This is a genomic window from Pseudomonas sp. B21-059 (genome assembly GCF_026016285.1).
Lineage (GTDB): Bacteria > Pseudomonadota > Gammaproteobacteria > Pseudomonadales > Pseudomonadaceae > Aquipseudomonas > Aquipseudomonas danubii.
In genome coordinates, this window is record NZ_CP087201.1 from 2085180 (window position 1) to 2106105 (window position 20926).

The window sequence follows — 20926 nt, forward strand, 5'->3', positions numbered from 1 at the left end:
GACATCTTGGTGGTCTGTTCGGGCTGCTTCGCCGGCAAGCCAGCTCCTACGGGCGCGGTGCAGGAGCGGGCTTGCCCGTGAAGGCCGTTACAGCGGCGCCAGCTCGACTTGCTGATCCGCGGCCCTGGTCACCTGCAAGCGACGCATCTGCTCGCAGCCCCACAACACTCGCTCCGGTGTTGCCGGGGCATCGATCTGCGGTTGATGGCGGTAGTCGCCCAGGCTCGCTACTGCGTCCTTGATGGCGCACCAGGCAGCGATGCCAAGCATGAACGGCGGCTCGCCCACGGCCTTGGAGTGGAACACCGTGTCTTCCGGGTTCTTGCGGTTCTCCACCAGCTTGACCCGCAGGTCCAGGGGCATGTCGGCCACCGCCGGGATCTTGTAGCTGGCGGGACCATTGGTCATCAGTTTGCCCTTGGCGTTCCACACCAGTTCCTCGGTGGTCAGCCAGCCCATGCCCTGGATGTAACCGCCTTCCACCTGGCCGATGTCGATGGCCGGGTTCAGCGAGGCACCGACGTCGTGCAGGATGTCGGTACGCAGCATCTTGTACTCGCCGGTCAGGGTATCGACTATCACCTCGGCGCAGGCTGCGCCAAAGGCGAAGTAGTAGAACGGCCGACCCCGAGCCTGGCTGCGGTCGTAGTAGATCTTCGGGGTCTTGTAGAAACCGGTGCTGGACAGCGACACCTGGGCGAAATACGCCTGCTGGATCAGTTCCTCGAAGGTCAGGATATGGTCGCGGACACGCACGTGGCCGTTGTGGAATTCCACATCCTCTTCGCTGACCTGGTACTTGCGCGCGGCAAACTCCACCAGGCGCGACTTGATGGTCTGCGCCGCGTTCTGCGCGGCCTTGCCGTTGAGGTCGGCGCCACTGGATGCCGCGGTCGGTGAGGTGTTGGGTACTTTGTCGGTGTTGGTGGCAGTGATCTGTACCCGCTCGATGTCCACCTGGAACACCTCGGCCACTACCTGGGCCACCTTGACGTTCAGGCCCTGGCCCATTTCGGTGCCGCCGTGGTTCAGGTGGATGCTGCCGTCGGTGTAGATGTGGATCAGCGCGCCGGCCTGGTTGAGGAAGCTGGCGGTGAAGGAGATGCCGAACTTCACCGGGGTCAGTGCCAGGCCCTTTTTCAGGATCGGGCTGTTGGCGTTGTACAGCCGGATGGCTTCGCGACGCTCGGCATACTGGCTGCTGGCTTCCAGTTCGGCCGTCATCTCTTCGAGCATGTTGTGCTCGACGGTCTGGTAGTAATGGGTGACGTTGCGTTCGGTCTTGCCGTAGTAGTTGGCCTTGCGCACCGCCAGCGGGTCCAGGTGCAGGTGGCGGGCGATGGCGTCCATCACCTCTTCAATAGCGACCATGCCTTGCGGGCCGCCGAAACCGCGGTAGGCGGTGTTGGAGGCGGTGTTGGTCTTGCAGCGGTGGCCGTTGATGGTGGCGTCGCCCAGGTAGTAGGCGTTGTCGGAGTGGAACATCGCCCGGTCGACGATGGACGCCGAGAGGTCCGGTGAGCAGCCGCAGTTGCCCGCCAGTTCCAGCTGGATGCCGTGCAGGCGGCCGTTGCTGTCGAAGCCCACGTCGTATTCGATGTAGAACGGGTGACGCTTGCCGGTCATGAGCATGTCTTCGACCCGGGGCAGGCGCATCTTGGTGGGCTGGCCGGTGAGGCGGGCAATCACCGCGCACAGGCAGGCAGGGCTGGCGGCCTGGGTTTCCTTGCCGCCGAAGCCGCCGCCCATGCGCCGCATGTCGACCACTATCTTGTTCATCGACACGTCGAGCACTTCCGCCACCAGTTTCTGCACTTCGGTGGGGTTCTGGGTCGAGCAGTAGACGATCATGCCGCCGTCCTCGGTGGGCATCACCGAGGAAATCTGGGTTTCCAGGTAGAAATGCTCCTGGCCGCCGATATGCAGCGTGCCCTGGATGCGGTGTTCGGCGCTGGCCAGGGCGCCGGCGGAATCGCCGCGCTGGTGAGTGTGGCTGTCCAGCACGAAGTGGCGCTTGCGCAGGGCTTCCACCACGTCCAGCACCGGCTCCAGGTCCTCGTACTCGATGATCGCGGCCATGGCCGCCTTGCGCGCGGTTTCCAGATCCTTGGCGGCCACCGCCAGCACCGGCTGGCCGACGAACTGCACGGTATCGATGGCCAGCAGCGGGTCGCCGGGCAGCAGCGGGCCGATGTCCTTCAAGCCGGGAATGTCTTCATGAGTAATGGCGATGCGCACGCCTTCGAAGGCGTAGCAGGGGCCGGTGTCAATGCTGATGACTTTGGCGTGGGCTCGGTCCGACAGTCGCGCGTAGACGTGCAACTGGTTGGGGAATTCCAGGCGGTCGTCGATGTACAGCGCCTCGCCGGACACGTGTTTGTCGGCGCTGTCGTGCTTGACGCTGCGGCCAACGCCCGTGGTCAGGTCCTGCTGAAACAGGGCCGTCAGTTCGGCTTGAGTCTTCTCGACTTTGTGATGATTAGACATAAGCGGTCACCCGGGTCTCGATGTGCGGTGTTTGCAGTTCGATGAAGTACTTGCGCAGCAGGTTCTGCGCACTCAGCAGGCGGTATTCCTTGCTCGCACGGAAATCCGAAAGCGGGGTGAAATCCTCCGCCAGGGCCGCGCAGGCACGCTCCACCGTGGACAGGTTCCAGGGCGCGCCGATCAGTGCGGTTTCACAGCTCTTGGCTCGTTTCGGGATTGCCGCCATACCGCCGAAGGCAATGCGCGCATCGCTGACCACGCCGTTTTCAATCTGCAGGTTGAAGGCCGCGCAGACCGCAGAGATATCGTCGTCCAGGCGCTTGGAGACCTTGTACGCACGGAACAGCCGTTCGGCGCTGGCCCGGGGCACGATGATCTTCTCGATGAACTCGCTGTCCTGGCGGGCCGTGACCCGGTAATCGATGAAATAGTCTTCCAGGGCCAGGGTGCGGCGTACTTCGCCCTTGCACAGTACGATCTGCGCACCCAGGGCGATCAGCAGGGGCGGTGAGTCGCCGATGGGCGAGGCGTTGCCGATATTGCCCCCCAGGGTGCCCTGGTTGCGGATCTGCAACGAGGCGAAGCGCTGCAGCAATTCGCCGAAGTCCGGGTACTCGGCGCGCAGTGCGTCGTAGCAGTCGGTGAGGGCCGTGGCCGCGCCGATCTCCAGGCGATCGTCGAAGCGTTCGACGCGCTTCATCTCGGCAATGTTACCGACGTAGATCATCACGGGCAGGGTGCGGTGGAACTGGGTGACTTCCAGGGCCAGGTCGGTGCCACCGGCCAGCAGCCGTGCCTGGGGGTAGGCGTCGTAGAGGTCGGCCAGGTCGGCCACGGTCAGCGGCACCAGGCAGCGCTTGTCGCCGCTGTTGAGTTCACCGGTGTCCTTGGGGGCGATGGCCTTGAGGCGACTGATGGTCTCGGTCTGGCGGGCGTCGAACTGATCGCTCTGCTGGCCGCAGCAGGCCTGCTCGGCAGCAGCGAGGATCGGCCGGTAGCCGGTGCAACGGCACAGGTTGCCGGCCAGGGCCTCATGGGCCTTGTGGGCGTCGGGTTCACTGCTGTTCTTTTGCAGGGCGAACAGCGACATGACGAATCCTGGGGTGCAAAAGCCGCATTGTGAACCGTGGCACTCGACCATGGCCTGCTGCACGCTGTGCAGTTGGCCCTGATGCTTGAGGCCTTCGACGCTGATCAGCTGTTTGCCGTGCAAGGAGGAGACGAAGGTCAGGCACGAGTTGAGGCTGCGATAGCGAATGGATTCGCCGCCCTGGGCATCCACCTGCAACTCGCCCACCACCACGGTGCAGGCGCCGCAGTCGCCGCTGGCGCAGCCTTCCTTGGTGCCGGGTTTGCCCAGGTGCTCGCGCAGATAGTTGAGCACGGTCAGGTTTGGGTCCAGGGCGTGCTCGCTACGGAGTTCCTGGTTGAGTAAAAACTGGATCACGGAAGGCCTCGCAGACTCTTTATTGTTGTTAAGCGAACTGAGCCGAATTTAGTCATGTCTGACTTTTCGGTCAATGATTTTCTGACCTTTGGGTCAGGAAATTTCTGTGCTCAACATTTCAAGTATGAACGGCATTTGAGAAACCCTTGAATCAACATCAATCTGCTTGTTTCATGCCAAATTCCCCTGTCGGAGCACTCCGCGATGGGGTAGCAATTGCGCTACACTGCGCCGCTTGTGCCGATTAAAGATTTTGAAGGAAAACCATGACGTTCAAGGCGCCGGACAGCCTCGCCGAGCAGATTGCTCACCACCTCGCCGAACGTATCATTCGCGGGGATCTCAAGCCTGGAGAGCGCATTCAGGAACAGAAGGTCACCTTGGCCCTCAATGTCAGTCGTGGTTCGGTCCGCGAGGCCTTGCTGATTCTTGAGCGCCGCCATCTGATTGCCATCCTGCCGCGCCGTGGTGCCCACGTGACCGAGCTCACCGAGCACAAGGTCCGCAGTCTTTGCACCCTGATGAGCGAGTTGTACATCCTGCTGGGCAACTGCGTGGCCAGCGGCTGGGTGCAGCAGAGCGACATGACGCCGTTCCTGCAGATCCAGCAGCGTCTGGAGGGTGCCTACGAGCGCCAGGACATCCGCGCCTTCGTCGAGGACAGCTTCAGCGTGATGCGCGCGGCCTATCCTTTTGCCAACAACCCTTACCTGCAGGAAACCGTCGAGAATCTGCAGCCGGCCATGAGCCGTGCCTATTACCTGGCACTGGAGCAGCGCAAGGCGTCGATGAGCGAGTACCTGGAGTTGTTCGAGCAGTTGCTGGCCGCGGTGCTGGCCCGTGATCTGGAGCAGATCCGCCAGGTGTTGACGGCCTACGCCCAGCGCAGCAGCGATCTGGTGGTGTCTGCGTTGGCGGATGCTTAAGCGTGCGACTCAAGTGCATCAAGCTGGCGGGGTTCAAGTCCTTCGTCGATCCGACCACGGTGAACTTCCCCAGTAACATGGCGGCGGTGGTGGGGCCCAATGGCTGCGGCAAGTCGAATATCATCGACGCCGTGCGCTGGGTGATGGGCGAAAGCTCGGCGAAAAACCTGCGTGGCGAGTCGATGACCGATGTCATCTTCAATGGCTCCACCAGTCGCAAGCCAGTGAGCCAGGCCAGTATCGAACTGGTGTTCGACAACTCCGACGGCACCCTGGTGGGCGAATACGCGGCCTACGCCGAGATCTCCATTCGCCGCAAGGTCACACGCGACAGCCAGAACAGCTATTTCCTCAACGGCGCCAAGTGCCGCCGACGCGATATCACCGACATCTTCCTTGGCACCGGCCTGGGGCCACGCAGCTACTCGATCATCGAGCAGGGCATGATCTCCAAGCTGATCGAGGCCAAGCCCGAGGACCTGCGCAACTTCATTGAAGAAGCCGCGGGCATTTCCAAGTACAAGGAGCGCCGGCGCGAGACGGAAAACCGCATCCGCCGCACCCATGAGAACCTCGCCCGCCTGACCGACCTGCGCGAAGAGCTGGAGCGTCAGCTGGAACGCCTGCATCGCCAGGCCCAGGCCGCCGAGAAGTACCAGGAATACAAGGCCGAGGAGCGCCAGCTCAAGGCGCAACTGTCGGCTCTGCGCTGGCAGGCATTGAATGAGCAAGTCGGCCAGCGCGAGTCGGTGATCGGTAGCCAGGAAGTCAGCTTCGAGGCCCTGGTGGCTGAGCAGCGCAATGCCGATGCTGCTATCGAACGCTTGCGTGACGGGCACCATGAATTGTCCGAGCGCTTCAATCTGGTGCAGGGGCGCTTCTATTCGGTGGGCGGCGACATTGCCCGGGTCGAGCAGAGCATCCAGCATGGCCAGCAGCGCCTGCGGCAATTGCAGGATGATCTCAAGGAAGCCGAACGTGCGCGCCTGGAAACCGAGTCGCACCTGGGGCACGACCGCACCTTGCTGGCAACCCTCGGGGAAGAGCTGGCCATGCTCGAACCCGAGCAGGAGGTCACTGCAGCCGCCGCCGAGGAAGCCGCCGCGACCCTGGAAGAAGCCGAAACCACCATGCACGGCTGGCAGGAGCAGTGGGACGCCTTCAACCTGAGTTCTGCCGAGCCGCGGCGCCAGGCGGAAGTGCAGCAGTCGCGCATCCAGCAGCTCGAAAGCAGCATGGAGCGGCTGGCCGAGCGTCAGCGACGCCTGGGGGAGGAGCGCGAATTGCTCTCGGCCGACCCGGAAGACGCGGCGATCCTCGAACTCAACGAACAATTGGCCGCCAGCGAAGCAACTCTGGAAGACCTGCAAGCCAGTGAGGAATCCCAGGTCGAGCGCCTGGAGCAACTGCGCCAGCAATTGCAGCAGGCGACCCAGGCCCAGCAGCAGGCCCAGGGTGAATTGCAGCGGCTCAATGGCCGCTTGGCGTCTCTGGAGGCCCTGCAGCAAGCCGCGTTGGACCCGGGCACCGGTACTGCACAGTGGCTGCGTGAACAGCAGTTGGCCGAGCGTCCGCGCCTGGCCGATGGCATGCACGTGGAAGCGGGCTGGGAGCTGGCGGTGGAAACCGTGCTCGGCGCCGATCTGCAAGCGGTGCTGGTGGATGATTTCACCGGTATCGATCTGGCCGGTTTCCAGCAAGGCGACCTGCGTCTGCTGAGCCTGCAAGGCGATGCGCTGCGCATGCCCGGCAGCTTGCTGGACAAGGTGGAATCCACGGTCGATCTGTCGCCCTGGCTGGGGCAGGTCAAACCGGTGGAAAACCTCGAACAGGCCCTGGCCTTGCGTGGGCAACTGGCAGCCGGGCAGAGCCTGATCAGTCGCGACGGCTACTGGGTCGGCCGGCATTTCCTGCGGGTGCGGCGGGCCAGCGAAGCGGAAAGCGGCGTGCTGGCGCGAGGCCAGGAAATCCAGCAACTGACCCTGGAGCGCGATGAGCGCGAAGCCAGTGTCGAAGCCCTGGAGAGTCAATTGCTCAACCTGCGGGCCCAGCAACGTCAGCAGGAGAACGGTCGCGAACACTTGCGTCGCCTGTTGCAGGACGAGGCTCGCCAGCAGGGAGAGTTGAAAGCCAAGCTGTCCGCCGGCAAGGCCAAGGCCGAGCAGTTGAATCTGCGTCGTACCCGCCTCGATGAGGAGCTGGTAGAGGTCGGCGAGCAGCGTGAGCTGGAGCATGAACAAGTGGGCGAGGCGCGTCTGCAATTGCAGGAGGCCCTCGACAGCATGGCCCTGGACACCGAGCAGCGTGAGCTGCTGTTGGCCCAGCGCGACAGCTTGCGCGAGCGCCTTGATCGCGTGCGCCAGGAAGCACGCCAGCACAAGGATCACGCTCATCAATTGGCGGTGCGCATGGGCTCTCTCAAGGCCCAGCACGATTCCACGCGTCAGGCCCTGGAGCGTCTGGAGCTGCAGTCCGAGCGCCTGACCGAGAAGCGCGAACAGCTCAGCCTCAACCTGGAGGAGGGCGAGGCACCGCTGGAAGAACTGCGCCTCAAGCTCGAAGAGCTGCTGGAAAAGCGCATGACCGTGGATGTCGAGCTCAAGACCGCGCAGATCGCCCTGGAAGATGCCGATCGCGAACTGCGCGATGCCGAGAAGCGCCGTAACCAGGCCGAGCAGCAATCCCAACTGATCCGCGGCCAGCTCGAACAGCAACGCATGGAATGGCAAGCCCTGACCGTGCGCCGCAAGACCTTGCAGGAGCAGTTGCTGGCCGATGGCTACGACCTGGACGGCGTGCTGGCGACCCTGACCGGGGAGGCCAGCGAGCAGGCCGCCGAAGAAGAGCTGGAGCGCATTGCGGCAAGAATTCAACGCTTGGGCGCAATCAACCTTGCGGCCATCGACGAGTATCAGCAGCAGTCCGAACGCAAGCGCTATCTGGATGCCCAGGACGCCGATCTGGTGGAGGCCCTGGAAACCCTGGAAAACGTGATTCGCAAGATCGACAAGGAAACCCGCAATCGATTCAAAGATACCTTTGATCAGATCAACGGCGGTTTGCAGGCACTCTTTCCAAAAGTTTTCGGTGGCGGCAGCGCTTATTTGGAACTGACGGGCGAAGATCTACTCGATACAGGGGTAACGATCATGGCGCGTCCTCCCGGGAAGAAGAACAGCACCATTCATTTGCTCTCGGGGGGCGAAAAGGCATTGACTGCCTTGGCCCTGGTATTCGCCATCTTCAAGTTGAATCCGGCGCCATTCTGCATGCTCGATGAAGTTGACGCGCCGCTGGATGACGCTAACGTTGGACGCTATGCAAGATTGGTTAAAGAGATGTCGCAGACTGTGCAGTTCATCTATATCACCCACAACAAGATCGCCATGGAAATGGCCGATCAGTTGATGGGGGTGACGATGCACGAACCCGGTTGTTCGCGCCTGGTAGCCGTGGATGTCGAGGAGGCGATGGCGATGGTGGACGCTTGAGTCCGGGCGACTAAGGCGACTATTGGACGGCAAGTCGGGGGATTTTTCCCATTACCAAGCTGGCCAATCGACATATTGGCCGTAACCGTTGCGACAGACGGTGTAAAGTTGCCTTTGGTCGTGCTAGTTTAATGTCAATTTTTCCTATGCGTGGGCAAAACGCCATTCAGAACATAGAGTTGGCGCCACGTTTTAAAGCGGTTTGCAGATTGTAAACCCCTTATTTTTCAGCATTTTTTATAGAGGCACGGGATTACATGGAAATCGGTCTGCGCGAGTGGCTGATCGTCATCGGCATTATTGTTATCGCCGGTATTCTTTTTGATGGCTGGCGGCGTATGCGCGGCGGCAAGGGGAAGTTGAAGTTCCGTCTTGATCGAAGTCTTTCCAATCTGCCGGACGATGAAGGCAGTGCCGAACTCCTGGGTCCGCCTCGGGTGCTGGATACTCATAAAGAACCGCAACTGGACGAGCACGATCTGCCGTCGGTGAGCATGCCTGCCCGCGAGCCTCGGGATAGTTCTTCGTCCAAGCGCGGCAAGCGTGGGGGCGAGCCTCATCAGGGTGACCTCAATCTGGACCTGGATCTGGATAGCGGCCCAAGCTTCAGTAGCCGCGACGATGACTTCCCGGCGGATGAAGGCAAGGCTGCCGGTCACAGCGACAAGGAACAGCCGCAGGCCGAAGAAGTGCTGGTGATCAGTGTGATCTGCCGCGACAGCGCTGGTTTCAAAGGCCCGGCACTGTTGCAGAACATCCTTGAAAGTGGCCTGCGTTTTGGCGAGATGGATATCTTCCACCGCCACGAAAGCATGGCGGGCAATGGCGAAGTGCTTTTCTCCATGGCCAATGCGGTCAAGCCCGGCGTGTTCGATCTGGATGATATCGATCACTTCAGCACTCCGGCAGTGAGCTTCTTCCTCGGCTTGCCTGGCCCGCGTCACCCGAAGCAAGCCTTCGACGTGATGGTGGCGGCGGCGCGCAAGCTGTCCCAGGAGCTCAATGGCGAACTCAAGGACGACCAGCGCAGCGTGCTGACTGCCCAGACCATCGAGCACTACCGCCAGCGTATCGTCGAATTCGAGCGCCGCGCTCTGACCCAGAAGCGCTAAGCTTCCACAGTCAGCTCCTCTCGCAGGAGCTGACTGTGCAGGAACTGGCTTGCCAGCGAAGCCCATGCCCCCATCTTCAGATCGAGCAGCCTAGGCTGCTCTTTTGCTTTATGAGAGAACCCCCATGACCGCCGCTGAAACCCGCATTCTTGAGCTGCGCGCCGAGCTGGACCAACACAACTACCGTTACCACGTACTGGACGAACCGAGCATTCCGGACGTCGAGTACGACCGCCTGTACCACGAACTCAAGGCCCTGGAGGCCGAGCACCCGGAGCTGGTCACCAGTGACTCTCCAACCCAGCGTGTGGGCAGCGCGGCGCTCTCGGCCTTCACCCAGGTGCGCCATGAAATCCCCATGCTCAGCCTGGGTAACGCCTTTGAAGAAGTCGACATGCGCGAGTTTGATCGCCGGGTCAACGAGGGCCTGGACCTGCCGGCGGGCGATCTGTTCGGTGGTGGCGCGGCGGTGGAGTACAGCTGCGAGCCCAAGCTCGACGGCCTGGCGGTCAGTCTGCTGTATCAGGACGGCGTGCTGGTCCGGGGCGCCACCCGTGGCGACGGCACCACCGGCGAAGACATCAGTGTCAACGTGCGTACCGTGCGCAACATTCCGCTCAAGCTGCAAGGCAGCGGCTGGCCGGCGACCCTGGAAGTGCGCGGCGAAGTCTTCATGTCCAAGGCCGGTTTCGAGCGCCTGAACGCGGCGCAACTGGAGTCGGGCGGCAAGACCTTCGCCAACCCGCGCAATGCGGCGGCGGGTAGCCTGCGCCAGCTGGACTCGAAGATCACTGCCAGCCGGCCGCTGGAGTTCTGCTGCTACGGCCTGGGCCAAGTCAGCGCCGACATTGCCGACACGCATATCGGCAACCTGGAGCAACTCAAGCAGTGGGGCATGCCCATCAGTCGTGAGCTGCGCCTGGCCAAAGGGGTTGATGAATGCCTGGACTATTACCGTGAGATCGGCGAGCGGCGCAATGCGCTGCCCTATGAGATCGACGGTGTGGTGTTCAAGGTCAACAGCATCGCCTCTCAGCGTGAACTGGGCTTCCGTGCCCGGGAGCCGCGTTGGGCCATTGCCCATAAATTCCCGGCCATGGAAGAACTCACCGAGTTGCTGGATGTGGAATTCCAGGTCGGCCGCACTGGCGCCGTGACGCCAGTGGCGCGCCTGAAGCCCGTCAAGGTGGCGGGAGTCACTGTGTCCAACGCTACCTTGCACAATATGGATGAGGTGGCGCGCCTGGGGCTGATGATCGGCGACACGGTGATCATCCGCCGCGCCGGTGACGTGATCCCGCAAGTGGTGCAGGTGGTCGTTGAGCGTCGACCTGAAAACGCCCGGCCGGTACAGATTCCGCAAAGCTGCCCAGTCTGTGGCTCTCATGTCGAACGCACGCAACTGGTCAAGCGCAGCAAGGGCCGGGAAACCGTCAGCGAAGGCGCGGTGTATCGTTGCGTCGGTCGCCTGGCCTGCGGTGCCCAGCTCAAGCAGGCGATCATCCACTTCGTTTCCCGTCGAGCCATGGACATCGAAGGCCTGGGGGACAAGACCATCGAGCAACTGGTGGACGAAAAGCTCATTGCTTCGCCTGCGGATCTCTATCAGCTCAAGTACGAACAGATCATCGATCTGGAAGGTTTTGCCGAGGTTTCCAGCAACAAGCTGCTCAAGGCCATCGAGGACAGCAAGCGTCCGGCCCTGGCTCGCTTCATCTATGCCTTGGGCATTCCTGATGTGGGTGAGGAAACCGCCAAGGTCCTGGCCCGTTCCCTGGGAACCCTGGAGCGGGTCCAGCAAGCTTTGCCCCAGGTGCTGACCTACCTGCCGGATGTGGGGCTGGAAGTGGCCCACGAGATTCACAGCTTCTTCGAAGACAGTCATAACCGGAGCGTGATTGGTGCCTTGCTGGCCGAGGATCAATGCGGCCTGGTGTTGCAGGATCAGGGCGAGCTGGGGGCAGAGTTTGCCGCCAGCACCACGTTGGGCGGCATGCTCGACAAGCTCAATATCCCCTCGGTGGGGCCGGGTGCGGCGCAGAAACTGGCAGACAAGTTCGGTTCCCTGCAGGGCGTGATTGCGGCTGACTGGCTGGATATGCGCCAGGCCCTGCCGGAGAAGCAGGCCAAGTCGGTGCGGGAGTTCTTCGACAACCCGGCCAATGCCCGGTTGGCCCAGGCCATCGAAGAGCAGCTCAAGGCCTTTGGCATGCATTGGCAGAGCGAAAAGAAGGTGGTCGAAGGCCTGCCGTTGGCTGGCAAGACCTGGGTGCTCACCGGCTCCCTGGAGTTGATGAGTCGCGATGTGGCCAAGGAAAAGCTGGAAAGCCTGGGGGCCAAGGTGGCGGGGTCCGTTTCGGCGAAAACCCACTGCGTCGTCGCCGGCCCCGGAGCCGGTTCCAAACTGGCCAAGGCCAATGAGCTGGGGCTCAAGGTCCTGGATGAAGCGGCCTTTGTCGCCTTTCTCGTCGACCACGGCATCCCCATCCCCGCGTGATCCTTGGGAGCCGGCTGGGCAGCGATGGTTTCGCCAGCAAGCCGGCTCCTGACAGGCCGAGGGAACGATGAGGCCGCCAGGATGATCTAGTCTTGGCAAGCCCCAGGGAGGATGCGTCATGTACCGTTTCTTCGAGCAGCTCAGTTCCCGGATCGCCGCGCCCTTCGTCGGTGACCGCTCACGCAACAGCAAACTCTGGTCATGCCGCTGTGGGCAGTCGCTGTTCTTTCGCAACAGCCAGTGCCTGGCGTGCTCTGCCTTGCTCGGTTATGCGCCGCAATCAGGCTGTCTGTCGTCCCTGCAGCCAGGGCCCGCCGCCGGGACCTGGGTGTTGGATGCCGAGCCTGATGCGGGGGCGTTCAAGCGCTGCGCCAACCTCGACACGCCCGCCGCTTGTAACTGGCTGTTGCCGGCCCACCTGACCGGCAATCTGTGCGTAGCCTGCAGCCTCAACCGCACCATCCCCGACTTGTCCGTCCCGGAGAATCCGGAGCGCTGGCGCAAAGTGGAAATCGCCAAGCGCCGCCTGGTCGCCCAACTGATCGCCCTCGGGCTGCAAGTGATCCCCAAGAGCGACGACGAAGCGCGGGGCCTGGCTTTCGACTTCCTTGGTGTTGATCTTGAGGGAAGGACGCCCATTACCGGACATGCCAATGGCCTGGTCACCCTGGATATCAAGGAAGCCGATGATGCCCATCGCGAGCGGGTGCGGGCGCAGATGCATGAACCTTACCGCACCCTGCTTGGGCACTTTCGCCATGAAGTGGGGCACTACTACTGGGATCGGCTGATTGCCAACAGCCCCTGGCTGGAGTCGTTTCGCAGCTTGTTCGGCGACGAGCGCTACAGCTACGCCGAGGCTCTGGAGCAGCACTATCAGCAGGGTGCGCCAAACGGCTGGCAGCAAAGCCACGTCAGCGCCTACGCCACCATGCACCCCTGGGAGGACTGGGCGGAAACCTGGGCTCACTACCTGCACATGATGGACGCGGTGGACACCGCCCTGGGCTTTGGCATGAGTGCCCGCGACGTCGATCTCGACTACCAGCCGTTTCCCCTGAGCAGCCTGTACGACCCGCAGCATCCTGGCGGACCGGCGTTCCTGGCCTTCATCAACGCTTGGATCGAATTGGCTGGCATGCTCAACGAACTGTCCCGCAGCATGGGCCAGCCGGATTTCTACCCCTTCATCCTGCCGCCGGCGGTGATTGCCAAGCTGCATTTCATTCATTTGGTGATCCAGCAAGAAGGCGGCCGTGCCGACGAAGTGCTGTCCCTGGACTGACTCCACCGTCCTTCAGGCGATGGGGGAAGACTTTCACCCAGGGGTGTATCCAAGTGCTTGAAGCTCATCGGATTTTTTAATCTGCAACGAGCGGTTGTAAGTTCAACTCAGATAGGTACAATGGCGCGGCTCGCCGTCAGGCGAACGTCGTTATGGTGACCCCATCGGTCCCCCCGCAACGATTACCCGTGAACCTGGTCAGAGCCGGAAGGCAGCAGCCACAGCGGGAACATTGTGTGCCGGGGTGTGGCTGGTGGGGTTGCCTCCAATCTTCAAATGATTCTCTTCTAGCTGTTTTTCACCCTTTGCCATGCGCTGGTGCAAGGCGTGATATATCCATATCGCTTCGATCCTACCTAACGTTGTACCGCCACTCGGCCTAAAGCTTCCGAATCGTGGTGCTGGATCTTATGCGTCCGTCGTTTTCTCAAGCATATCTTTTGCTCCTTGCCAGCTTGTGGCGAGCCTCAGGGGCTTATCCATCGGCAAGAGTTTTTGCTGTCAGTTCAAAAGCGCTGCGCTGCACGTCGGGCTTGAGCGGTCTACGCTGTTTCTCCGAAAGGGAAAGGACCTATAGCAGGTCTTCTGCTTTATCCAACGTAGCTTGAACAAGGAAGTCGATAAGATGGCGCGCCTCACGGATAAGGAATTCAATGCGGCTTTGCCCGTGATGCAAAAACTGTTGTGGGCTGACCAGCAGGACAGGGAGCGCTTGCAGGGGCATGGACTTAACTTGATTCCTGTGAACTTCTACTCGAACACGCCATCGATTTCCGAGACATTCAACTCCTATGAATACCGCGAAGCAGAGCCGCCGTATTTGCACTGTGGAATATTTGATCGGGACAAGCTGCGGGCAGAGCTTGTCGAGTTGATTCGATATGGGGTCGACTTCACTCCGGCGCAAACCGGGGATAAGGAAAACAGTCGTTCGTACTTCTGGAAAAACGGCCAGTTCACAGGCAGTGACGCCATGGCCTACTACGCCTACATACGGCGCATCCGTCCGAGGAACATTGTCGAGATCGGCAGTGGTTTTTCTTCGCTGATTGCCTTGGAGGCATTGTCCAGGAACGCGGTCGGGCGGTTGCATTGCATCGAGCCCTTCCCGCGGCCGTTCATTGCTGCGCTGGGGGCCGAGGGTGCACTTGAGTTGCAGGTAAGGCCGGCTCAGGAACTGACGGTCGAGTGCCTGAACGCCATTCTGCAAGATGGCGATATCCTTTTTATCGACTCCACGCATACGGTGAAGACCGGTAGCGACTGCCTGCACATTTACTTGCGCCTGCTGCCGAAAATAACCAAGAAGATCTTTGTCCATGTGCATGATGTCTTTCTTCCCTTTGCGCTGCCGCAGAGTTGGGTGATTGATCATCAGATCTATTGGACCGAGCAGTATCTTCTGCTTGCGTTGTTGATTGATAACCCGCGAACCCGGCTGTTGTATGGCAATGCCTATCACAAGCACTTCAATGACGACCTGTTGAGCGAATTCATGTACGGCCGATCCGTTAGTGGTGGCGCCAGTTTCTGGTTTGAGTTTGATGGGCGCAGGGAAGGCGCGTAGCGCCATCTACGGCCTCTTCAAAGACTGCTTCTGCGACCTGGAGGATTCCAAGGGGTGCCTATCGAAGTTAAGCTCTCGCGTTTTTTTGCTACCAGGGACGGAGTGCCAATGGCGCTGACCAGTAAAATCTGTGCGTATGACAATCACTGGCCTGCGGCCTTCGCTGCCGAGCAAGCGCGTATCGCCCAGGGCTTGGGCGTCGAGCTAGTGGATATTCAGCATGTGGGCAGCACGGCTGTTCCAGGGCTGGCGGCCAAGCCGGAAATCGATCTTTTGGCCGTGGTCGTGGAGCACCGGGATGAGGCTGCGCGCAATGCCTTCATGGCGACCCTGGGCTATGTCCGGGGCAGTGATCTGTCCCCGGGGCATCACTTTTACCGCCGCGATGTCGAGGGTGTGCGCACCCACAAAGTGCATGTCTGCATCTGTGGTCATGAGCAGATCGGGCGCATGCTGCGTTTTCGTGATCTGTTGCGTCAGGACAGCGGCATCCGTCAGCAATATCAGGATCTTAAGCTTCGGCTTGAAGCCGGCAATCGCGAGGGCATTGGCGAGTATCTCGCGCAAAAGGCGCCCTTCATCGATGCGGTGATGGATGGCCTGTCGCAGTGATGCGCGCTGGCTAGATAGCTGCCCGCAGTTCTCGGGGCGAAAGCCCGTAATGCTTGCGAAAGCGCACCGCAAAACGTGATGCCGAGGCGTAGCCGCTGGCTGCGGCGATTTCACCGATGGGGCGTGGCGTGGTTTGCAGCCACTGCAGGGCCAGGCCCAGCCTGACGTTCTCGAGGATGTTGCTGAAGCTGTCGTTCTCGTTCGCCAGCTGGCGACGCAATGTGGAAGCCCCAAGGTTCAGGCGCTCGGCGACGCAGGCTACTGTCCAGTCCCGCGCCGGGTTGCTCATGAGGATCTGTTGCACCCGTTCGCACAGTGGGTCGTGACGATCCAGCAGCAATGGGCCGGCCCAGCCGCCAAGGGCCAGGGCCAGCAGCACCGCTTCGCCGTAGTGGCTGCGCAGGGCGTCCGGTGCATCGCTGGCAATGCACTCCAGCAGGTTGTCCCAGGCCAGGGCGGTGTGCCGCTCCAGGGGGACGCAGAGCTCCGCGCCGCTGCGCCCGGGACGGGTAATGATCTGCTGGCGGTAGCGCAGGCTGAACGCCCGCAAGGCCGGGGCAGGAAAGGTCACGACATCGGCGATGTAGTGACCCTGCGCGCCCGGATAGTTGCTGATGCCCACTTCGCGTCCCGCCGGCAGCAGGATCAGGTGCTGGCCGCCCACGCGCATCTGGCGGTCGTCCCACTCCATGCGTTTCTCGCCCTGGCGCACCCGGCACAGAGCACTGACGAAAATCGGTACCCGTTGCAGGGCATGGGCTTGCCGGGCGCGGATGACGCAGGTGTCGATACGGCTTTCATGATGCTGCAGGCCAGCAGGGGCATTCATCGTTACTAGCGTCCGTAAGTAGCGGTCAGTGTGGTCTTGGCCAAGGCGTTGGCGTTGAGCATGTAGCCCACCAATGCACCGCTGGCCTGGGCATCGAGGGGCAGTTTATCCACCTTCAATGCCCAGACGGTGAACTGATAGCGATGCGGTTTATCGCCCACTGGCGGGCAGGCGCCGCCAAAGCCGGGTTGGCCGTAATCGGTACGCCCCTGAATGGCGCCGGGCGGCAGTTGCTCGCCGTTGGCGCTACCGGCACCTCTGGGCAATTGCTGGGTGGAAGTCGGGAGGTTGACCAGGGTCCAGTGCCACCAGCCGCTGCCGGTGGGGGCGTCCGGATCATAAACAGTGATGGCAAAGCTTTTGGTGCCCGGTGGGGCATTTTTCCAGGACAGTTCGGGAGAGGTGTTGCCGCCTTCGCAGCCAAAGCCCTGGAACACTTCACGAGGGCTCAAGGGGTGGCCGTCGCTGATGTCGTGGCTGCTGATGCTGAACTCGGCGGCTTGGGCGCCAAGGCTCAGACCCAAGGAAAGCACGCTGAGTAAAAGTCGGTTTTTCATGAGGGGCTCGTCTGGGTGTTGGTGATGAAAGACGAGTCTATTGGCAGGCTGAGTCCGTTGTTGTGCCGGGGCGCTCGTGCATTGTGCCGAAACGCTCGCCGGCTTGCCGGGAAAGGGCGTCATGCTCCCAGCTGTTCCCGCAACAACTGGGCAAACGCATCCCGTGCACTGTGGCGCTTCACGTCCTGGTGCCAGACAAAGCGGTTGTCCACCGGCAGCAGGTCGCTGAAACGCTGCACGTTCAGGGTCGCCGATTGTGAATAGCGTTCCAGCACACCTTCCGGTATCAGCGAGACGCCGGCACCGACACTGACGCAGCCGATAATGGTGCCCCAGCTGGCATACCCGGTAATGGGCAGGTTCAGGCCGTGCCTGGCCAGCCAGGTTTCCAGGGCGCGGCGATAGGGGCAGCCCGGTGGCCACATGAACAGATTCTGCCCCTGCAAATCGCTGGCGCTGCGGATGGGGGCGGTGCCTGCACTGGAAATCAGCACCAGTGGCTCGTGGTAGAGCACGGTTTGCTGAAGCTTGGGCGGCAAGGTATCGATGGCCACCAGGGCGCCGTCGATACGCTGGTGTTGCAGTTCTTCAAAGAGTTGCGACCAGGTGCCGGTTACCAGTTCCACGTTCACTTTGGGGTAGCGTCGGTGGTATTGCGCCAGCAGCGGTGGCAGGCGGCCGCCAGCGCAGGACTCGATCGAGCCCAGGCGCAGCAATCCGCTGGGCTCCGCCTGGCTGTCCACGGCGCGTTTGGCTTCGTCGACCAGAGCCAGGATTCGCTCGCTGTAGCCGAGGAATATTTCCCCGGCCGGGCTGATCTTCAGCCCGCGCCCGACCCGGGTAAACAGCGGGGTACCGAGTTCGCTCTCCAGCTGCTTGAGGCGGTTGGTGATATTAGAGGGCACGCAATGCAATTGCTCGGCCGCGCGGGCAATGCTGCCGGAGCGGGCCACGGCTTTCACCATCTTCAGTTGGGTCAGTTCCATTGCTCATTTCCAGTGAGGGGTAGCCTCAGTATCGGTTAGTTGTGGTGAGTTATGGGGGGCGAGAGACTGCGTTTCTTCTTATTGTCTGGATGCCTGTGCCGTGAAGCGCTTACCTGGGTTCAAGCTATTGCTGGCTACCGCTGCGGTCATTCTGTGCTGGGCCTATTCACCGGTGGGTATCCATATTGGCCTTGAGGGCTACAGTCCGGGGCATCTGGCGCTGCTGCGCTTCCTGATCGCTTCGCTGTTCATGGCGGCAATGGCAGTGGCGTTGAAAATATCCCTGCCGCGCTGGCGTGATCTGCCTTGGCTGCTGGTGCTGGGGTTCTTTGCCATCACCCTGCATCACGTCAGCCTCAATTATGGTCAGCAGGGCTTGAGTGCCGGCGCGTCGAGCGTGCTGGCGCAGTCGGCACCGATCTTCAGCACGCTGATCGCCTTTTTCTGGCTCAAGGAGCCGGTCAGTGGTTGGCGCTGGGGCTGCGTGGGGCTGGGTTTGCTTGGAGCGGTGCTGGTGGTGGCGGCCGACAAGGGGCTGGGCTCGGTCGAACCGCGCGGATTGCTGGTGTTGTTGGCGGCTTTTTCCTGGGGGTTGTACTTCGTTTTGCAACGGCGCTTTTCCGGGCACTACGGCGTGTTGACCACGGTGTGCTACATGGTTTGGGGCGGTACGTTGCTGTTGTCGGTGTACGCACCCGGGTTGCCCGAGGCGGTGGCACAGGCGTCGTGGCGGGTGAATCTGGCGGTGCTGTTGCTGGGGTTGTTTCCCAGTGCTTTGGCCTATCTGGCCTGGGCTTACGTATTGGAGCGGGTGGAGGTCAGTCGGGCGTCGATCGCCATGTATCTGATTCCACCGACGGCGATGCTGCTGGCTGCGATGGTCCTGGGAGAGCGGGTGCAATCTTCTGTGGTGCTGGGGGCGGCCGTGGTGCTGGGCAGTGTGATGGCCATGCAACTGGAAGGGCGTTGGCGGCTGCGGGCCTTGCCGGCGAAGGAGCGAGATGTGCAGGTAAAACAGGGTGGTTGATAAGCTGCAACGCCCCCTCATCATGCGGGGGCGTTGCACCTTGCAGTCAGCCTTTTTTCTTGAACAGCCGGCCGGCGAACGCGGCAAGTGCGAGCACGCCGATGACAATGAACTTCTTGCCGGCCAGGAGCAGTACCCCCAGCTTGGCGAACAAGCCAGCCTTGCTGGCCAGGCCTCCGGCCACCAGGGCGGCCAGGCCATAGGAGGCCAGTTTGTCGGTGCTGGGATTGTAGTCGGCGTAGCGGTTGCCATCGGTGAAGTTGGTGAAGGCCAGGACCTTGGGAATTTCGCGCTTGATAGTTGCCAGGTCGTCCATGGAGGCGACCGCGTTGAGTTCCAGCACGCCTTCGCGCCCCAGTACGCGGATGCTGTAGTTCAGGGTGTGGCTCTCGGCGCCTTCAGCCTTGAGTTCGCGGGCCCAGTACATTTTGTGGGATTGCGCGTCATAGCTTGGCTGTTCGGCCCAGCCCAGCAAGTGGATGGCGCCGTAGCCCTGTTCCTTGCGTTGCTTATTGTCTTCCTCGTCCGCTTCCTGCATTTGCTTGAGCAGGTCCTGATAATCGATTTTCGCCGCGTCGTCATCGGAAATGTGGCCGTCATTCTTGTAGCTGATGATCACGCCCCAGCCTTCGGCGGACAGCGGGCTGACTGCGCTGGGCACGATCATACCCAGGGTGGTGAAGCCGGGTGGGTTGCCCCAGCCCTCGGTCAGCAGCTTCTCGGTGTCCTTGGGGTTGAGGTAGTAGAACTCCTGGCTCAGGTCGAGGCTGGCGATATCACCGGGCAGCTTGACGTTGCCGTGGTGTGGGGAGAGCGAGGCGAGAAACTGTTCGGCGGTCTGGGGTTCGGCGTCCTTGCTCTCGTTCGGCGCGGCGGCAAAGGCAAGGAGGGGCGTGGCGCAGAGGACGGCCATCGCCATGAGGAGGCGCAGGTACTTCATCGTATTCCCTTACAAATTGTGACAAGTCGGCGGGGAGGATAGCGATGAGTGTTGGAGGGCTCAATGAGGTGTTTCTAGTAATCTCTCAGCGCTGGCGGGGAAGGCGCTGGTATAGCGCCTCTGTTGGGGCATGGATTCAGTCGACAGTGAGATAGAGCACGCGCAAGCGATGTCCGTCCGGATCAAGGGCGAGCAGGGTGTAGCCGAAGTCCATCTGGGTGGGGGGCTGGGCGATGGTCATGTCCAGCGCTTGCCAGTGGCGATGCAGTTCGTCCACGGCTTCTCGACTGTCCACGGCCCAGCCCAGTTCGCCGCCACCACCGGTTGATTGGGCGCTCGGTTCAACCGTGTGCCGGGACCAGAGGCCGAGCTTGATCCCCGAGTCGAGGATGAACAGGGCGAAGGATGGGGATGATTCCACCGGCTGTTTGTCCAGCAGGCGGCTGTAGAACTCTGCACTGAGGGGCGGGCTGTCCACATAAAGCAGGAAGTAGGTGTTACTGATCATGACGACTCCAGGGGCCTTTGGGCTGTGCTGTGGGCACAAGCTTATGGGCTGGGTCTGTCAGTTCCTGTCAGGAGTCGTGGATTAAAAAAGAGGCCAACTTATCAGGGGTGATAAGCGTGCCTCTTCTCGTTGATTTGTTGCGGGGCTCAAGGCTTGGACAAGGCCTGGTCTACCGCTGCTATCAGCTTTCCCAGATCCTTCGGGGTGGCTTTGTGAATGACACCGAACAAATAAGCCCGCTGTTCCTCTTCGTCGCCCAGATCGGCGAAGAAGGCTTTCAGCTTCACTCCCAGTACTTCGGCTAGCAGAAATAGAGCTTCAACGCTGGGGGTGTAGGTGCCGGTTTCGAAGCGGCTGATGGTTTTTGGGTCAAAACCGGTTTTTTCACCTAGTTCAGCCTGAGTAAGCCCCGCTACCTTTCGATAACGCTTGATGGCTGCACCCAAACTTGAAATTTGCATCGCTCAATTCCCATTTAGAATCAAGAACTTAACGATAAATATTGGCATTAGACAACACCATGATTCATCACCTTGCTTTGCAAAATGTGATGCATTTCGTAGAATCGGCGCTTCGGACAGGTATTTGGTGATCTAGTTTCAGAGGGCAGGTTTATGAAACAAGAAATCATTGCATTTCCCTTGTTCACCTAAAC

At 61.2% G+C, this 20926-nt stretch carries 16 protein-coding genes and 1 other RNA gene; 9 read left to right on the forward strand and 8 right to left on the reverse strand.

Annotated elements, in window-relative coordinates:
* Positions 1-87: 87 nt before the first annotated feature.
* Positions 88-2487 (reverse strand): xanthine dehydrogenase molybdopterin binding subunit, encoded by a 2400-nt coding sequence (gene xdhB / locus LOY69_RS09515; protein ID WP_265074422.1) that lies wholly within the window; start codon positions 2485-2487, stop codon positions 88-90.
* The gene (xdhA, locus tag LOY69_RS09520; protein WP_102863828.1) at positions 2480-3934 is read right to left on the reverse strand and encodes a xanthine dehydrogenase small subunit; all 1455 of its coding nucleotides are present in this window, start codon (positions 3932-3934) and stop codon (positions 2480-2482) included. Before xdhA ends, xdhB begins: the two co-directional genes overlap by 8 nt.
* Before the next feature lie 266 nt (positions 3935-4200).
* Here xdhA and LOY69_RS09525 point away from each other — a divergent pair, with 266 nt between their 5' ends.
* The 8 genes from LOY69_RS09525 to LOY69_RS09560 all read left to right on the forward strand — a co-directional run bounded on the left by LOY69_RS09525 (position 4201) and on the right by LOY69_RS09560 (position 15424).
* A complete protein-coding gene (locus LOY69_RS09525; protein ID WP_102863827.1) occupies positions 4201-4860 on the forward strand; it encodes a GntR family transcriptional regulator in 660 nt (219 codons plus the stop codon).
* Positions 4861-4862: 2 nt separating this feature from the next.
* Positions 4863-8351: a chromosome segregation protein SMC gene (gene smc, locus LOY69_RS09530; RefSeq protein ID WP_110596957.1), complete on the forward strand. Its 3489-nt coding sequence runs from the start codon at positions 4863-4865 to the stop codon at positions 8349-8351.
* Between the two features lie 257 nt (positions 8352-8608).
* Positions 8609-9463, forward strand: a complete 855-nt coding sequence (gene zipA / locus LOY69_RS09535; protein WP_102878987.1) for a cell division protein ZipA — start codon at positions 8609-8611, stop codon at positions 9461-9463.
* A gap of 124 nt (positions 9464-9587) precedes the next feature.
* Entirely contained in the window at positions 9588-11960 is a 2373-nt protein-coding gene (gene ligA / locus LOY69_RS09540; RefSeq protein ID WP_123392352.1) for an NAD-dependent DNA ligase LigA, read from the forward strand.
* A 118-nt stretch (positions 11961-12078) separates the two neighbouring features.
* Positions 12079-13245, forward strand: coding sequence for a putative zinc-binding metallopeptidase (locus LOY69_RS09545; protein WP_265074423.1), 1167 nt, complete (start codon positions 12079-12081; stop codon positions 13243-13245).
* 162 nt (positions 13246-13407) lie between these two features.
* An RNA gene (gene ffs / locus LOY69_RS09550) (signal recognition particle sRNA small type) lies at positions 13408-13504 on the forward strand.
* Between the two features lie 366 nt (positions 13505-13870).
* The gene (locus tag LOY69_RS09555; protein ID WP_110652555.1) at positions 13871-14812 is read left to right on the forward strand and encodes a class I SAM-dependent methyltransferase; all 942 of its coding nucleotides are present in this window, start codon (positions 13871-13873) and stop codon (positions 14810-14812) included.
* Positions 14813-14920: 108 nt separating this feature from the next.
* The gene (locus LOY69_RS09560; protein WP_265074424.1) at positions 14921-15424 is read left to right on the forward strand and encodes a GrpB family protein; all 504 of its coding nucleotides are present in this window, start codon (positions 14921-14923) and stop codon (positions 15422-15424) included.
* Between the two features lie 10 nt (positions 15425-15434).
* On the opposite strand, the gene LOY69_RS09565 is transcribed toward LOY69_RS09560, so the two are convergent.
* From LOY69_RS09565 to LOY69_RS09575, 3 genes are all read right to left on the reverse strand, one after another.
* Positions 15435-16253 (reverse strand): helix-turn-helix transcriptional regulator, encoded by an 819-nt coding sequence (locus LOY69_RS09565; protein ID WP_102878992.1) that lies wholly within the window; start codon positions 16251-16253, stop codon positions 15435-15437.
* 5 nt (positions 16254-16258) lie between these two features.
* Positions 16259-16810 carry a kinase inhibitor gene (locus tag LOY69_RS09570; RefSeq protein ID WP_110652557.1) on the reverse strand — a complete coding sequence of 184 codons (552 nt, stop codon included), beginning with the start codon at positions 16808-16810 and terminating at the stop codon, positions 16259-16261.
* Between the two features lie 119 nt (positions 16811-16929).
* A complete protein-coding gene (locus tag LOY69_RS09575; RefSeq protein WP_102878994.1) occupies positions 16930-17796 on the reverse strand; it encodes a LysR family transcriptional regulator in 867 nt (288 codons plus the stop codon).
* A gap of 100 nt (positions 17797-17896) precedes the next feature.
* Between LOY69_RS09575 and LOY69_RS09580 the strand changes: the two genes are divergently transcribed.
* Positions 17897-18823, forward strand: a complete 927-nt coding sequence (locus LOY69_RS09580; RefSeq protein ID WP_170004302.1) for a DMT family transporter — start codon at positions 17897-17899, stop codon at positions 18821-18823.
* Positions 18824-18869: 46 nt separating this feature from the next.
* On the opposite strand, the gene LOY69_RS09585 is transcribed toward LOY69_RS09580, so the two are convergent.
* The 3 genes from LOY69_RS09585 to LOY69_RS09595 all read right to left on the reverse strand — a co-directional run bounded on the left by LOY69_RS09585 (position 18870) and on the right by LOY69_RS09595 (position 20732).
* Entirely contained in the window at positions 18870-19763 is an 894-nt protein-coding gene (locus LOY69_RS09585) for a DUF2167 domain-containing protein (protein WP_265074425.1), read from the reverse strand.
* A 136-nt stretch (positions 19764-19899) separates the two neighbouring features.
* Complete coding sequence (locus LOY69_RS09590) at positions 19900-20271, reverse strand: VOC family protein (protein ID WP_102878997.1); 372 nt, start codon at positions 20269-20271, stop codon at positions 19900-19902.
* Between the two features lie 146 nt (positions 20272-20417).
* On the reverse strand, positions 20418-20732 hold the full coding sequence (locus LOY69_RS09595) for a helix-turn-helix domain-containing protein (protein WP_011060220.1): 315 nt from the start codon (positions 20730-20732) through the stop codon (positions 20418-20420).
* Between the last annotated feature and the right edge of the window lie 194 nt (positions 20733-20926).

Excerpts from the sequence above, each read along its gene's own strand:
- xdhB (WP_265074422.1), bottom strand. The coding sequence starts at position 2,487 with ATGTCTAATCATCACAAAGTCGAGAAGACTCAAGCCGAACTGACGGCC.
- LOY69_RS09525 (WP_102863827.1), top strand. The coding sequence starts at position 4,201 with ATGACGTTCAAGGCGCCGGACAGCCTCGCCGAGCAGATTGCTCACCAC.
- zipA (WP_102878987.1), top strand. The coding sequence starts at position 8,609 with ATGGAAATCGGTCTGCGCGAGTGGCTGATCGTCATCGGCATTATTGTT.
- ligA (WP_123392352.1), top strand. The coding sequence starts at position 9,588 with ATGACCGCCGCTGAAACCCGCATTCTTGAGCTGCGCGCCGAGCTGGAC.
- LOY69_RS09545 (WP_265074423.1), top strand. The coding sequence starts at position 12,079 with ATGTACCGTTTCTTCGAGCAGCTCAGTTCCCGGATCGCCGCGCCCTTC.
- LOY69_RS09555 (WP_110652555.1), top strand. The coding sequence starts at position 13,871 with ATGGCGCGCCTCACGGATAAGGAATTCAATGCGGCTTTGCCCGTGATG.
- LOY69_RS09560 (WP_265074424.1), top strand. The coding sequence starts at position 14,921 with ATGGCGCTGACCAGTAAAATCTGTGCGTATGACAATCACTGGCCTGCG.
- LOY69_RS09565 (WP_102878992.1), bottom strand. The coding sequence starts at position 16,253 with ATGAATGCCCCTGCTGGCCTGCAGCATCATGAAAGCCGTATCGACACC.
- LOY69_RS09570 (WP_110652557.1), bottom strand. The coding sequence starts at position 16,810 with ATGAAAAACCGACTTTTACTCAGCGTGCTTTCCTTGGGTCTGAGCCTT.
- LOY69_RS09575 (WP_102878994.1), bottom strand. The coding sequence starts at position 17,796 with ATGGAACTGACCCAACTGAAGATGGTGAAAGCCGTGGCCCGCTCCGGC.
- LOY69_RS09585 (WP_265074425.1), bottom strand. The coding sequence starts at position 19,763 with ATGAAGTACCTGCGCCTCCTCATGGCGATGGCCGTCCTCTGCGCCACG.
- LOY69_RS09590 (WP_102878997.1), bottom strand. The coding sequence starts at position 20,271 with ATGATCAGTAACACCTACTTCCTGCTTTATGTGGACAGCCCGCCCCTC.
- LOY69_RS09595 (WP_011060220.1), bottom strand. The coding sequence starts at position 20,732 with ATGCAAATTTCAAGTTTGGGTGCAGCCATCAAGCGTTATCGAAAGGTA.